Origin of the sequence: Natronomonas halophila (assembly GCF_013391085.1) — an archaeon.
Lineage (GTDB): Archaea > Halobacteriota > Halobacteria > Halobacteriales > Haloarculaceae > Natronomonas > Natronomonas halophila.
Genome location: NZ_CP058334.1, coordinates 638,639 through 651,206, shown reverse-complemented (window position 1 = coordinate 651,206; position 12,568 = coordinate 638,639). Strand labels below are relative to the sequence as shown.

Sequence of the window (12,568 nt, the reverse complement as noted above, 5' to 3'; positions counted from 1 at the left end):
GGTCCGTCTGACAGGTGTCATATGGACGAGAACAAAGCGGTGGTGACGGCGTTCGGTATCGCCGTCGGCGCGGCCACCGCCTACGTTATCTATCGGTTCATCGCGGCGTTTACCGTCGCCGTGTTCCTTTATTATTCGACCCGGCGGTTCTACAAATACCTCGAACGGCTTCGCATCCCGGCCCGAACCCGCGCAGTGTTGACGCTGTCGTTGCTCGGGGTTCCGTTGCTGTTCCTGCTCAGTTATACGCTCGTGTTGATGGTACTGGAGGTCCGGCGGTTCGTTCAGGAGAACCCGTTCGTCCTGTCGACCGTCGAGGACACGCCGTGGTTCCAGAACACCGAGGGGCTTCCGGAGTTGACGATAGACGGCCTGATACACGCCTATCAGAGCGGGCAGATGGACCCCTTCATCCAGTTCGCGCTCGACCAGGCGGGGTTCATCACCGAGATTCTGTCGTCGTTCGTGCTGAACCTGTTTATCATCTTCGTCGTCACCTACTACCTGCTCATCGAGGGCTGGAAGATTCGGGAGTGGCTCCTCCAGTTCGAGGACGGGGCGACGGCGCGTGACTTCTTCGAGGCGGCCGACGATGAACTGGAGGCCGTCCTCTACGGGAACCTGCTGAACGTCATCGCGATCTCGATCATCGCCGTCGTCTCCTATCTCGGATATAACGCGGTGGTGCCGTCGATAGCCCACGTTCCGTATCCGGTGCTCGCAGGGGTGTTGACCGGTATCGCGAGCCTGATTCCCGTCGTCGGGATGAAAATCATCTACGTGCCGCTGGCGGCCGCGGCCGGCGCCCCCATCGTGCTGAACAACGAACTGTCGATGCTGGTCTACATCGGGGGATTCCTCGTCGTCGCCGTCATCATCGTCGATACGATTCCGGACCTGCTGTTGCGGCCGTTCCTCAGCGGCAACCGGACCCACGTCGGTCTGCTGCTTTTGGCCTACATCTTCGGGCCCATTATTTTCGGGTTCTACGGGCTCTTTTTGGCACCGATAATCCTCGTGTTGGCGCTGACGTTCGCGGACGTGGCGTTGCCGCGGATGCTCGGCGCGGACGTCGACTCGGAGGACGGACTCCCGGCGGACCAGCGTCGACTCGACGAGTTCTAGGGCGTTTTCCCGTCCTGATAACGGACGGAACCGTTTATGTGCTGTAGGGCGAAGACATAGTATCGAATGAGCACTATGCGTAGTCGTTGTGACGACCCCGCGTTGGCGGTGGACCCGCCCGCGAACGTGCTTCTGGAGGCGCCGTCGTTATCGGAGGGTGGGATGTCTATCTGTCCGCATATCAAGGCGGAGACGGACGCGGAGCGGAATCTGCTTTTCGTATCGCTGTCGGGAAACCCGGACAGTCGGCTCGATATGTGGCGTCGACACGGGGGCCTCCCCGGGAAAGTCGCCATAATTACGGCCGATAACACCCGCAGTGTGGCCGCTTCCGGCGGCGGTTCGACGACCCGCCAGTCCGGCGAAACGGTCATCTCGACGACGACGGTCTCCGAACCGAGCGACCTGACCGGTATCGGTATCAAAATGAACAACTGCCTGTCCGCCTGGGAGGACGACGACGCTCGCACGCACGTCTGCTTCGATTCGCTCACGACGTTGCTGCAGTACGTCGACACCGAACGGGTGTTCCAGTATCTCCACGTGACGACCAAACGCATCGAGGCTGTCGACGGCGTGGCCCACTATCACATCGACCCGAACGCACACGACGACCAGACGCTGGCGACGATAGAGAGCCTCTTTTCGGACGTCTGCCGGTACGATACGGAGACCGACGACTGGGTCGAAGCCTGACCGACGTGGCCGTTCTGGTGGTTTCATCGCTCGGCCGCCCGCTCCGATTTCCTGTCTGATTTATTATGTTAATGAGTGACATTAAGTATCACGATACTGTATACCACGGGCAAGACCGGTGTATTAAGGGCCGGCCATACTGAGCAGAGAATTTATACGTGTTATCCCGAATCACCCCAGTAAGGAAACGCGTTACGTATAGATGACAGAACGAGATACAACACCGGATGACGAACGCGAACGACCCGAAGCGGTCGGCGGGTTCCAGTTCGGGATGGCCGACGGCGGTGGCAGGGACGACGACGAGCGTCCGCCGACCCGTACCGACGGGGCCGGGACTAGCCGGGGCGCCGGCTCCGACTTCCGGGAATGGCTCGGTGGGTCGCTATCGAACCTCTGGGGTGGGGGCTCGTCGGAGTCCGACACGTCGGCGGCCGAATCGGTGAGTTTCGGTGGCTTCGATTTCACCGAGTGGCTCGGGAGCTACACCTCGCCGACCCCCGACGAACCCGCAGAACACGCCGTCGATACCGAGGAACCGGTCGAGACGGTCGAACCAACTGACTTCGAGGGCTTCGATTTCGGTGGCTGGCTCGACGCCACCGAGGCCGAGGCCGTCGACACCGAAACGGCCGAACCCGAACCCGAGGCCGACCTCGGTCCGACCTACTCGGGCTTCGACTTCCGCCGCTGGATGGCCGACGACGGCGAAATCGGACCAACGAAGCCGCCGGAAACGCCCCGGGTCGTCGGCGCGACGCCCAAACCGGACGTCTCGACCCGGGCGCGACTGCTCGGTCTGCTGCCCTTCTTCAGCGGGCCACAGCAGGCAGATACGTACCCGGGCGGCTTCGAGTTCGGCGAGTGGCTCAGCGAGGGCGACGGCACCGCGGAAATCATCGAGCCGATCGAACCCGAACCGGAGTCGGCCGCGGGCGGCTCGGCCACCATCGAGGAACCGAGCTATCCGACTCCGCCGGGCGGCAGCATCACCGACACGCCGCCCATCAAAGCGGCCGCGTTCGCGCTCTTTGCGGCCAGCCTCGTCGCCGTCGGCCTGACGCTGACCGGGTCCATCGCCGCGCTCGGACCGGCCGCCGGATTCGGTAGCCCGCCGGCCGACACCGGGGGCGAAGAGCCGGTCGCGACCGCAACCGAGACGCCGACGCCGGAACCGACGCCGGAACCGACACCCGAACCGACGCCGACGGCGACACCAACGCCAACGCCGACAGCGACGCCAACACCGACGCCGACAGCGACACCAACACCGACGGCGACACCGACGCCTGAACCCACGGCGACGCCGACGGCGACGCCGGAGAACGGCAGCGTGCTCGACCCGATCACCGACCCGATATTCGGGTAACGCGTCCGGGCGTCGAAAAAAGCGATTTCTTCGTTGTTATTCGAGACCGAGGTCGACGTCGAAACTGTTGCCAGCCCGCGGCACGCCCTTTACAGTGACTGTTTCACCGTTCATGAACGCGGCGGCGTCACTGGCGAGGAACTGGACGACGTCGGCGATGTCCTCGGTGTGGCCGATGCGGCGGTCGACTTCCTCGCGGTCGGGCATCTGGTCCTCGTCGATGCCGAGCGTCTCGGCGACGCCGGGCGTCTGGATGAGGCCGGGGGCGACGCAGTTGACGCGGATGCCGTATTTGGCCCATTCGGTCGCCAGCGTCTCGGTCAGGCGGATGATGGCGGCTTTCGAGGCGCTGTAGTGGCTCTCGTGGGGCGCGGCGTGCTGGCCGTTGACGCTGGACATGTTGATGATACAGCCACCGTCGTTTTCGCGCATGTATTCGCCGACGGCCTGGATGCCGTGGCGGGTGCCGTGGAGGTTGAGGTCGACGATGGATTTCCAGCCGTTCTCGGAGATGTCCTCGAAGGGAGCGACGAACTCGCCGCCGGCGTTGTTGACCAGCAGGTCGACGCCGCCGAACTCCTCGACGGTTTCGTCGACGAACGCCTGAACCGATTCGGAATCCCGGACGTCACACTCGACGGCGAGTGCGGTGCCGCCCTCGTCGCGAATCCCCTCGGCGACGGGGTCGACCCGTTCCTGTGCGCGCGAACAGATGGCGACGTTCGCGCCGTCGGCGGCGAGTCGTTCGGCGATGGTCTTTCCGATGCCCTGCGATGCGCCGGTGACGATAGCGTTGCGTCCCTCGACGCTGAACTGTGAGGTTGGCATACAACACCCATCGATTTACAGTGGTAAGTTAGTACCGGCATCGGCGATACAATCGGTAACCGCTGGCCGCATCGAGGCCGGGGCGACCGCCGGGCCGAAGCCGGGGAAACATGCGCCAGCACCAAGGAATAACCCCTCGCGGCCGGAGTCGTACCTATGGACGCCGGCCTCTCGGAGTTGTTGACTCGCCTCAAGCGGCCGCTCGGCTACCTGATGGGTGGCATCTACGTCATCGCCGGCATCATGCACTTCGTCGCGCCGGAGTCGTACGTCCAGATTATCCCGCCGTATCTGCCGGCGCCGATGGCGCTGGTGTATCTCTCCGGCGTCGCGGAGGTTGCCCTCGGGCTGGGGATGTTCCATCCGCGAACGCGACCCTACGCGGCGTGGGGGTTGATTGCTCTGCTCGTCGCCGTTTTCCCGGCGAACGTCTACATGGCGACGAGCGGCGTGGTCATCGAGGGCGCGTCGGCGCCGATTCGCGACCCTTCGCCGCTGGCGCGGTGGGGCCGCCTCCCGATGCAGGTCGTCCTCATCGCGTGGGCGTGGTGGTACACCGAGCCGATGGACCAGACCTGACGTCCGCGACCGCCTCTTCCAAGCACACGAGCGACCGGCCTTTATTCGCCGTCGCTGTGAACGGTCAGTATGAGCACGTTCGTCGTCATCGGCGGGGACGCCGCAGGGATGAGCGCCGCGAGCAAGGCCAAACGCGACGACCCGGACCTCGACGTCGTCGTCTTCGAGAAGGGCGAGTGGGTCTCCTACGGCGCCTGTGGCCTGCCGTACTACATCAAGGGCGAAATCCAGACGCTGGAGGAACTCGTCTCGGTGACGCCCGAGGAGTTCCGCGAGGAGCGGGATATCGACCTGCGGACGGGCCACGAAGTCGTCGCTATCGACCCCGAGAAGCGTACCGTCACAGCCGAACACGACGACGGCGAGGTGACCGTCGAATACGACGACCTCCTCATCGCCACGGGTGCGGAAGCGGTCGTTCCGTCCATCGACGGCCGCGACCGCGAGGGCGTCTACACGCTCGGGTCGATGACCGAAGGCAAGGAACTGCGGGAGTTCGTCGCCCGTTCGCGGGAGGACGGCCCGCTCGAACAGCCGGACCGGGGGCCGGCCTGCCATTTCCTCGAATCCTGTGAGGGCGCGGTCGGCCTCGTCGGCGGCGGCTACATCGGCGTCGAGATGGCCGAGGCGCTGGCCGAAAACGACTTCGAGGTTCATCTCTTCCAGCGCGGCGACCGAATCCTCAAGGGGTTCAGCGAGGCCACCAGCGAGGCCGTCCGCGAACACATCGAATCGAAGGACGTTGCAGTGTATCTGAATTCTGAGGTCGAGGCCTTCGAGGGCGCGGCGCAACGCGCCGCGGAAGAATCGAGCGGCGACGAGCCGCGAGACGGCGACGAGGAAATCGAGGCCATCGTCACGGCCGATGGCGAACGCATCGAGGTTGAGATGGCCCTGCTCGGAACGGGCGTCCGGCCGCGAACCGACCTCGCGGATGAGGCGGGCGTCGAACTCGGTCCGACCGGCGCCATCGCTACCGACGAATACCGGGAGACGAACCTGCCGGACGTCTACGCGGCCGGCGACTGCGCGGAGGCCGAACACGTCGTCACCGGCGACCCGGCCTACGTCCCGCTGGCGCTGACCGCGAATCGGCACGGACGCGCGGTCGGCCAGACCGTCTCCGGCACCCCGACAGAGGGTGGCGGTATCGCGGGCACAGCGGCGGTCAAGGCCTTCGACGTCGAGGCGGCTCGTACCGGGATTTTGGACCATGACGAAGCCATGGAAGCGGGCTTCGACCCCGTCACGGAGACCATCGACGCCAAATCCCGCGCGGGCTATTACCCCGAGGGCGGCACCGTGAAAGTGACGCTGACGGCCGACCGCGACACCGAGCGTGTCCTCGGTGCCAGCCTCGTCTCCGAGTACGGCGAGGGGGCGGTCCACCGGAGCCACGCCGTCGTCGGCGCCGTCACCGAGGGCGTTACCGTCGCGGAACTGGCGAACTACGACCTCGCCTATGCGCCGCCGTTCAACACGACGTGGGACCCGATACTCACGGCGGCGAAGGTGCTTGGAGGCGAATTATAGGCATGTTCTTGTACACGTTACCACACTAACGGATAGAAAAAGGCACGAACCCGGATATTTTATACGTACGGGCCGACCAGCCTCCGGTAATGACAGAGGACATCGACGGCAATGCCGTCGCCGCTGATATCCGCGAATCACTTGCCGAGGGCATCGAGACGCTCGAAGCTGAGGGCGTCACGCCCGGCCTCGCCACCGTCCTGATGAGCGACGACCCCGCCAGCGAGACGTACGTCTCGATGAAACAGCGGGACTGCGAGGAGGTCGGCATCAACGGCATCCACGTCGAAATCGACCCCGACGCGCCCGCCGAGGAACTCTACGACACCATCGACGACCTCAACGCCGACCCCGAGGTCCACGGCATCCTCGTCCAGATGCCCGTCCCCGACCACGTCGACGACCGGCAGGTCCTCCGGAGCATCGACCCCATCAAGGACGTCGACGGTTTCCACCCCGAGAACGTCGGCCGACTCGTCGCCGGTAACGACCGCTACCGGCCCTGTACGCCCCACGGCGTCCAGAAACTGCTGGAGGCCTACGACATCGAAACCGAGGGCGCCGACGCGGTCATCGTCGGCCGCTCGAACATCGTCGGTAAGCCGCTGGCCAACCTCCTTCTGCAGAAGGCGCCGGACGGCAACGCGACGGTGACGGTCTGTCACTCCCGAACCGACGACCTCGAAGCCAAATGCCGCAACGCCGACATCCTCGTCGCCGCCGCCGGGATGCCCGAGTTCATCGACGCCGAGATGGTCGGCGAGGGCGCGACGGTCATCGACGTGGGTATCAACCGCGTCGACGCCGACACCGAGAAGGGCTACGAACTGGTCGGCGACGTCGACTACGACAGCGCCAAGCAGCAGGCCGACTACATCACGCCCGTCCCGGGCGGTGTCGGCCCGATGACCCGCGCGATGCTCCTGTACAACACGGTCAAGGCGGCGGGCCTGCAGGAAGACGTCGACGTCGAACTGCCCTGACTGACTTCTCGCAAAAACTTCGACTACCGATGAGTCTCTCACCGGACGTGTTGGCGGCCCGCTACGACGACCACTACCGCAAGGCCGAACGCATCGAAATCTCCGCCGAGCGGTTCGAGAAAGGTATCGAACGTGGCGACGACGGCGAGTGGGGCGCCGGTTGTTTAGCTATCGACGACGGCCGTATCCTCCTCGTTCGGGAAGGCGACGCGTGGCTGGTTCCGGGGGGCCGCGTCGAATCCGATGAATCCCCCGTCGCTGCAGCGCGGCGCGAAGTGCTGGAGGAAACCGGCATCGAGGTCGAAATAACCGGCCTCGGCGCCATCGCCGAACAGACGTTCGTCCACGAGGAGACTGGCGAATCCTTCGAGTTCTACTTCGCCACGTTCGTCGGTACCCCCGCCGAGCACGACCCGACTTTCGGCCCCGAACCCGGCATCGACGAGGTGGCGTGGCACGACGACGTGCCGGAGAACACTTTCGACGGAGAGTTGGTCGAGCGACTCGCCGCAGAATACACCGAGTAACGTCAGACGAGGCCGTCCAGGCGATTTTCGGCCTGCGTGAGCGTGCCTTCGTCGCCCTCGATGAGGTATCGTCCGACATCGCGAGCGGCCGCCACGAGCGTCTCGGCCTCCCGCGGCGGCACGTCCCCATCGAGCGCTCGGATTCGCTTGGTGTGGTCGGCGAGCCGCTCCAGCGTATCTCGGACCGTCGGGTCGGCGTGCTCGTCGAGGTAGGTTCGGAGGTCCGACCGATACTCCTCGACGGCGTTCGCGTACGCCAGCCCCGAAAGCGCCCGCAGGGAATCGGGTACTTCCTCGGGGTCCGGACGCTCCCCTTCGTCGGCTTGCAGCAGTTTGGTGAAATAGAGTTCCTCATCCTCGGTCGCGCTGGATTTCCGGGCGAGTTCCCCGGCGACGTGGCGGAGTTCCATCGCGGCGAGATAGGTGTCGTCCAGCGGCTGGAGGTCGCCGGCGTCGATGAACCCGTAGCCCGCGGTGTACTCCTTCGCGCGTTCGGTCGCCCGCTCGGCGAGGCGACGCAGCGGAACCTCGTCGACATCGTTCCGAATCGGCGTGAGGTCCAGCGACTTCGGGGCTGCCGTGTGGAGGGCGCGTTCCTCGTCGACGCCGACGCTGTGGAGGCTACCGCACTCCGGGCAGGCTACCTCGCCGGTGTCGTAGTAGGACCACCGTGTCCCGCATTCCTTGCACTCACGCTGGCCGCGGATTTTCATATCCCTACCTTGGACGGCCGCGGCAAAACACCCTTGGACTCGCGTCGAGGTCAGTCGTCCACGACGACGGTGTTGCTATCGGCATCGTAGGTCTCGACCAGTCCCCACGCGACGATAGCAGTCGCGGCGAAGCCGACGAGGCTCGCGCCCGCGAAGGCGAGTTCGTAGGTAAACAGGGTCGCTCCCGCGCCGACGAGCGCCGGGCCGATGACGCCGCCGATGCCCTTCGCCGTCTCGCGGATGCCCATCAGTTCGGATTCCCGTTCGACCGGCGCCACGTCGCTGATGAAGGCGAGGCCGCCGATGGTCATCGCCGAGAACGAGGCCCCGAGGACGATGAATGTGAGTGCGCCGAAGGCGATTTGCGGGAGGCCCGACGGAAGCATCGTCAGGCCGGCGGCCATGACCGCGAAGACGGCGCTGCCGCCCATGCCGACGACGACCAGCGGCTTGCGGCCGATGTGGTCGGCCACGACGCCGAGCCAGTACATGAAGGCGACCTGTGAGCCGTGATTGAACGCCAAAAGAACCCCCATCGCCACCTGCGTGACGCCGACCACTGAGACTAGGTACGGCGCCATAATCGCCATGATACCGAGGACGGCGACGTTCCGGAGCGCGACGGCGACGTAGAGCCACACCAGTCCGTTCCGTTTGAGGTGACTGCGTTCGTCGGGCGCCGGAAAGAGCCGTCGACGCGTTTCGGCGACCAGTTCGCTCGCGGTCGGTTGGCGTTCGGGCGTCGGCGTCGGGTCAGAGACGAGCAGCACTGCGACCGTCGAAACGAACGTAATCGCCGCGATAGCCCAGTAGATATCGACGGCTGTGACGTACTCCAACAGGGCACCGGAGATTACGTAGCCGACCGCGAAGCCGCCGGACCGCGCGCTGTTGAAGATGCCGATAGAGCGGCCTCGCCCCGTCGTGCCACCGTGATGGCTGACGATGGCCAGCGCGACGGGCGCGAACCCGGCGAGGAAGGCAGCGTAGATGGCTCGCGAACCGATGGCGACCGGCACCGTATCGACGACGATGAGGGGGAGTATCGCGAGGACGCCGCCGATACCCGTCACGACGAGGATGAGGCGGCGCCGGCCGGAGATGTCCGCCAGCGCGCCCCAGAACGGCGAGAAGAACATCAGGCCCGCGTAGTAAGCGGTGCCGACGACGCCCGCGGCGAAGGCGGAGGCGCGTTCCTCGACGATGACAGCCAGCACCGTCCCCATGAGAATGGCCCCGGCAAAGCGTGCGAACGTGGCGACGCTCAACGCCGCCCACTGCCGACGACTCGTCATTACCGAACGCTCGAACTGGTCGTTGGTAAGGCCCGCGTTTCGCGCCGACCCGAACTTTCGAGGGGCGGCCGCCCGAGGTGTCGGTATGCAGTATCTCGTCGCCACCGATTCGGTGCATACGACGGCCGCAGCCTGCGATTATCTCGAAGACCGCCTCGAAAGGGATGACCGGGTCGACGTGGTCACGGTTCCGGCCGCTGAGGAGCGGGACGCCGAGGACGCGATTAACGTCGCGAACGCCCGATTGCTCGGACAGGCCGAGATTTCGACCGAACGACTGGAAGGCGACGGCAACCCAGCGAACGCCATCCTCGCGGCGGCTAACGACCGAACCGCAGATACAATCATTATCGGCCCACACGCCGGAACGCCTGACGCAGGTCCGGAGATGGGCAGCACTGCGCGCCGAATTATCGAAGGCGCGGACGTCCCCGTGGTCGTCGTTCCGCTCTCGCTGTGAGCCGCGGAGGTTGATATGACCGGCCGTCGAACGGCCGGTATGGACCTGCTCGTCCTTCGGGAAGGCGTCCATCGCCATGACGCCGAAGAGTATGCGACCGAACTCCGGACGCGGCTTGACGAACATACGGTGCGGCACGCCGAAACGCCGGCCGAGGAGCGGCGCGCCATCGCCAACGCCGACGTGGTAACGGGCCCGCGAATCGATACCGACCTGCTCGAGCGGGCCGATTCCCTCGAGTTGTTCGCGTGTGCCTACGCCGGGTACGGACACCTCCCGCTCGATGCTCTCGCCGATGCCGGCGTCGAACTCACGAACGCAGCGGGTGTCCACGCGCCGAACGCCGCCGAACACGCGGTCGGTGCGATGCTCGCGTTTTCCCGGAATTTCCACGACGCCAGCCGTGCGGAGACGTGGCAGACGCTGTCGCCCGGTGAACTCGCGGGGTCGACGGCTACCATCGTCGGACTCGGTGCCATCGGCACCGCCATCGCGGAGCGACTCGACGCTTTCGACGTTCGCACGCTCGGCGTCCGTCGCCGGCCGGAGCGGGGCGGTCCAACCGACGAAGTGTTCGGCCAGGAGCAACTCCACGAGGCGCTCAGCCGAACCGACTACCTCGTACTCTGCTGTCCGCTGACGTCGGAGACCCGCGGACTCATCGGGGACACTGAGTTCGGAACGCTGTCGTCGGACGCTGTCCTCGTCAACATCGCCCGGGGCGCGGTGGTCGATACCGACGCGCTGGTGACCACCCTCCGACGCGGTCGGCTCGGCGGTGCCGCACTCGACGTCACCGACCCCGAACCGTTGCCTGACGACCACCCGCTGTGGGGCTTCGACGACGTGCTTATCACCCCACATACGGCAGGCGCGACGCCGAACTACTACGGCCGACTCGCGGATATCGTCGCGGAGAACGTTCGGCGACTCGCCGACGGCCGGTCGTTACGGAACCGGGTCAAAATCGGGGAAAGCGCTTAACTCCCCGTCGCCTAACCTCCGATAGTGACCCAGTACCTCGTCGCAACGGCGTCAGAGAAGACGACTGCGGCGGCCTGCGAGTACCTTCGGGACAAACTGGAAGACGGCGACCGGGTTAACGTACTCACCGTCGACGTCCCCGACGAGTCCGACGACCGGGAGGCGGCGCTGGACCTCGCACAGGTTCGGCTCGCCGATGTGACCGAGATTCGGACGTTCCGACGCGACGGCGAACCGGCACGAGAAATCGTCACCTTCGTCCGCGAGAACGACGTCGACGAGATAATCATGGGTCCCGCGCGGCAGGGCGGTATCTCGACGATTGGGTCGACGACGCGAGCCGTACTCTCGCGGGTCGACAAACCTGTTTTCGTCGTACCGGCCGATCCGGCTTAATCTTCGAGCGGTTCGATGAGTTCGATGACGTGGCCGTCCGGGTCCTTGACGAAGGCCGTTCGGGCGCCCGCGGCGGGCTGGTCGGCGGGTTCTTTGACGACGCCGTGGTTGTCGATATCTTCGAAGGCCGCGTCGACGTCATCGACCTTGACGGCGAGGTGGTCCCAGAGGTCCCCCTCGTCAGCGGGCGTCTGGCCCTCGGTGTCCGAAAGCTGGAGTTCGACGCCGTCCTCGTCGGCGACGTAGCGGTTGACCGTCTCGCCGTCGGGCGTCTCGAAGCCCCACGATTCCTCGAAACCGAGGTTCTCGGTGTACCACTCGACGGCGCGGTCGGCGTCAGCCACGTTGAGGCAGGTGTGCAGAATTGCCATATCGATCGGCCGGCGGCCGGACGCATAATCCCGACGGTATTCGCCGTTCGTGTCGTGGTTCAGAGGAACAGCGACAGCATCAGGAGCGTCGTCCCGACCAATAGCGCGAGTGCGACGAGTTGCAGGAGCGCGAACCGCGACGGCGGGTCCGGCAGGTCGGCATTCCGGCTGTCGTGGCGATGCTTCTCGACGGCGACGACGAAGCCGATGGTGCCAAGCAGTATGGCGCTGCCGGCCGCGCCGACGAGCGTGACGGCCGCCTCGCGCAGTGCTCCATCGGCCAAGGGTGGTCCCACGCGAGCGGCCGCGGGAACGAAGCCACCGGCCCAACTGGCGAGGATACCGCCGTTCAGATAGCCGGCGACGAACGACAGGGCAAGACCGCCGAGCAGGCCGATCGCCGCGTAGCCGAAGAGTGCGACACCACCGAGGTCCCCGAGAAACTGCACTCGCGCAGCCTCCAGCCCCGCGACGAGGAAGGCCAAGCCGAGCGCGATGCCGCAGAAGTAGGCCGTCAGGCGCCGCGACCGACCGACGATGTGTTCGCGCATACCGGCGACTGTTCGCCGAGCATTATGGCGTTTCGGATAGCGAACAGGCGGCACCCAACACCACGACCCGTGTGCCGCACAACCGCCTCGGCGGGCCGTGGGCGTTTCTCAGCGCACAGGGCCGGTGCTGCCGTTCTGGTATTTAAATAAACGGGAAG

Annotated in this window: 15 protein-coding genes; 10 read left to right on the top strand and 5 right to left on the bottom strand. The window is 65.5% G+C overall.

All coding sequences use genetic code 11. From position 1 onward, the window contains the following. Positions 1 to 21: 21 nt before the first annotated feature. The 3 genes from HWV23_RS03585 to HWV23_RS03575 all read left to right on the top strand — a co-directional run bounded on the left by HWV23_RS03585 (position 22) and on the right by HWV23_RS03575 (position 3,190). The gene (locus HWV23_RS03585; protein ID WP_178289055.1) at positions 22 to 1,125 is read left to right on the top strand and encodes an AI-2E family transporter; all 1,104 of its coding nucleotides are present in this window, start codon (positions 22 to 24) and stop codon (positions 1,123 to 1,125) included. Positions 1,126 to 1,191: 66 nt separating this feature from the next. Beyond that, positions 1,192 to 1,821: a DUF7504 family protein gene (locus tag HWV23_RS03580; protein WP_178289054.1), complete on the top strand. Its 630-nt coding sequence runs from the start codon at positions 1,192 to 1,194 to the stop codon at positions 1,819 to 1,821. 202 nt (positions 1,822 to 2,023) lie between these two features. Continuing rightward, the gene (locus HWV23_RS03575; RefSeq protein WP_178289053.1) at positions 2,024 to 3,190 is read left to right on the top strand and encodes a hypothetical protein; all 1,167 of its coding nucleotides are present in this window, start codon (positions 2,024 to 2,026) and stop codon (positions 3,188 to 3,190) included. Between the two features lie 36 nt (positions 3,191 to 3,226). On the opposite strand, the gene HWV23_RS03570 is transcribed toward HWV23_RS03575, so the two are convergent. Further along, entirely contained in the window at positions 3,227 to 4,018 is a 792-nt protein-coding gene (locus tag HWV23_RS03570) for an SDR family NAD(P)-dependent oxidoreductase (RefSeq protein WP_178289052.1), read from the bottom strand. A 156-nt stretch (positions 4,019 to 4,174) separates the two neighbouring features. On the opposite strand from HWV23_RS03570, the gene HWV23_RS03565 reads away from it, so the two are divergent. From HWV23_RS03565 to HWV23_RS03550, 4 genes are all read left to right on the top strand, one after another. After that, positions 4,175 to 4,597, top strand: coding sequence for a DoxX family protein (locus HWV23_RS03565; RefSeq protein WP_178289051.1), 423 nt, complete (start codon positions 4,175 to 4,177; stop codon positions 4,595 to 4,597). Positions 4,598 to 4,666: 69 nt separating this feature from the next. After that, positions 4,667 to 6,130 (top strand): FAD-dependent oxidoreductase, encoded by a 1,464-nt coding sequence (locus tag HWV23_RS03560; protein WP_178289050.1) that lies wholly within the window; start codon positions 4,667 to 4,669, stop codon positions 6,128 to 6,130. 89 nt (positions 6,131 to 6,219) lie between these two features. Further along, a complete protein-coding gene (gene folD, locus HWV23_RS03555) occupies positions 6,220 to 7,113 on the top strand; it encodes a bifunctional methylenetetrahydrofolate dehydrogenase/methenyltetrahydrofolate cyclohydrolase FolD (RefSeq protein ID WP_178289049.1) in 894 nt (297 codons plus the stop codon). Positions 7,114 to 7,142: 29 nt separating this feature from the next. Then, complete coding sequence (locus HWV23_RS03550) at positions 7,143 to 7,640, top strand: NUDIX hydrolase (protein WP_178289048.1); 498 nt, start codon at positions 7,143 to 7,145, stop codon at positions 7,638 to 7,640. Between the two features lie 2 nt (positions 7,641 to 7,642). Here the strand turns inward: HWV23_RS03550 and HWV23_RS03545 are convergent, their stop codons facing one another. Both HWV23_RS03545 and HWV23_RS03540 read right to left on the bottom strand, forming a co-directional pair. Then, a complete protein-coding gene (locus HWV23_RS03545) occupies positions 7,643 to 8,353 on the bottom strand; it encodes a DUF7117 family protein (RefSeq protein WP_178289047.1) in 711 nt (236 codons plus the stop codon). Between the two features lie 50 nt (positions 8,354 to 8,403). After that, entirely contained in the window at positions 8,404 to 9,648 is a 1,245-nt protein-coding gene (locus tag HWV23_RS03540; RefSeq protein ID WP_178289046.1) for an MFS transporter, read from the bottom strand. A gap of 85 nt (positions 9,649 to 9,733) precedes the next feature. On the opposite strand from HWV23_RS03540, the gene HWV23_RS03535 reads away from it, so the two are divergent. From HWV23_RS03535 to HWV23_RS03525, 3 genes are read left to right on the top strand one after another with little or no spacing between them, the layout of a single operon-like run. Next, complete coding sequence (locus HWV23_RS03535) at positions 9,734 to 10,108, top strand: universal stress protein (protein ID WP_178289045.1); 375 nt, start codon at positions 9,734 to 9,736, stop codon at positions 10,106 to 10,108. Between the two features lie 15 nt (positions 10,109 to 10,123). Further along, the gene (locus HWV23_RS03530; protein ID WP_178289044.1) at positions 10,124 to 11,092 is read left to right on the top strand and encodes a D-2-hydroxyacid dehydrogenase; all 969 of its coding nucleotides are present in this window, start codon (positions 10,124 to 10,126) and stop codon (positions 11,090 to 11,092) included. 24 nt (positions 11,093 to 11,116) lie between these two features. Then, entirely contained in the window at positions 11,117 to 11,488 is a 372-nt protein-coding gene (locus HWV23_RS03525; protein ID WP_178289043.1) for a universal stress protein, read from the top strand. Here the strand turns inward: HWV23_RS03525 and HWV23_RS03520 are convergent. Continuing rightward, entirely contained in the window at positions 11,485 to 11,859 is a 375-nt protein-coding gene (locus HWV23_RS03520; protein WP_178289042.1) for a VOC family protein, read from the bottom strand. The two genes, HWV23_RS03525 and HWV23_RS03520, sit on opposite strands and share 4 nt — an antisense overlap. Positions 11,860 to 11,918: 59 nt before the next feature. Further along, a complete protein-coding gene (locus tag HWV23_RS03515) occupies positions 11,919 to 12,410 on the bottom strand; it encodes a hypothetical protein (RefSeq protein ID WP_178289041.1) in 492 nt (163 codons plus the stop codon). Between the last annotated feature and the right edge of the window lie 158 nt (positions 12,411 to 12,568).

Coding starts and splice junctions, on each gene's coding strand:
- folD (WP_178289049.1), top strand. CDS start 6,220: ATGACAGAGGACATCGACGGCAATGCCGTCGCCGCTGATATCCGCGAA.
- HWV23_RS03560 (WP_178289050.1), top strand. CDS start 4,667: ATGAGCACGTTCGTCGTCATCGGCGGGGACGCCGCAGGGATGAGCGCC.
- HWV23_RS03515 (WP_178289041.1), bottom strand. CDS start 12,410: ATGCGCGAACACATCGTCGGTCGGTCGCGGCGCCTGACGGCCTACTTC.
- HWV23_RS03580 (WP_178289054.1), top strand. CDS start 1,192: ATGAGCACTATGCGTAGTCGTTGTGACGACCCCGCGTTGGCGGTGGAC.
- HWV23_RS03570 (WP_178289052.1), bottom strand. CDS start 4,018: ATGCCAACCTCACAGTTCAGCGTCGAGGGACGCAACGCTATCGTCACC.
- HWV23_RS03530 (WP_178289044.1), top strand. CDS start 10,124: ATGACCGGCCGTCGAACGGCCGGTATGGACCTGCTCGTCCTTCGGGAA.
- HWV23_RS03535 (WP_178289045.1), top strand. CDS start 9,734: ATGCAGTATCTCGTCGCCACCGATTCGGTGCATACGACGGCCGCAGCC.
- HWV23_RS03575 (WP_178289053.1), top strand. CDS start 2,024: ATGACAGAACGAGATACAACACCGGATGACGAACGCGAACGACCCGAA.
- HWV23_RS03540 (WP_178289046.1), bottom strand. CDS start 9,648: ATGACGAGTCGTCGGCAGTGGGCGGCGTTGAGCGTCGCCACGTTCGCA.
- HWV23_RS03585 (WP_178289055.1), top strand. CDS start 22: ATGGACGAGAACAAAGCGGTGGTGACGGCGTTCGGTATCGCCGTCGGC.
- HWV23_RS03565 (WP_178289051.1), top strand. CDS start 4,175: ATGGACGCCGGCCTCTCGGAGTTGTTGACTCGCCTCAAGCGGCCGCTC.
- HWV23_RS03520 (WP_178289042.1), bottom strand. CDS start 11,859: ATGGCAATTCTGCACACCTGCCTCAACGTGGCTGACGCCGACCGCGCC.
- HWV23_RS03550 (WP_178289048.1), top strand. CDS start 7,143: ATGAGTCTCTCACCGGACGTGTTGGCGGCCCGCTACGACGACCACTAC.
- HWV23_RS03545 (WP_178289047.1), bottom strand. CDS start 8,353: ATGAAAATCCGCGGCCAGCGTGAGTGCAAGGAATGCGGGACACGGTGG.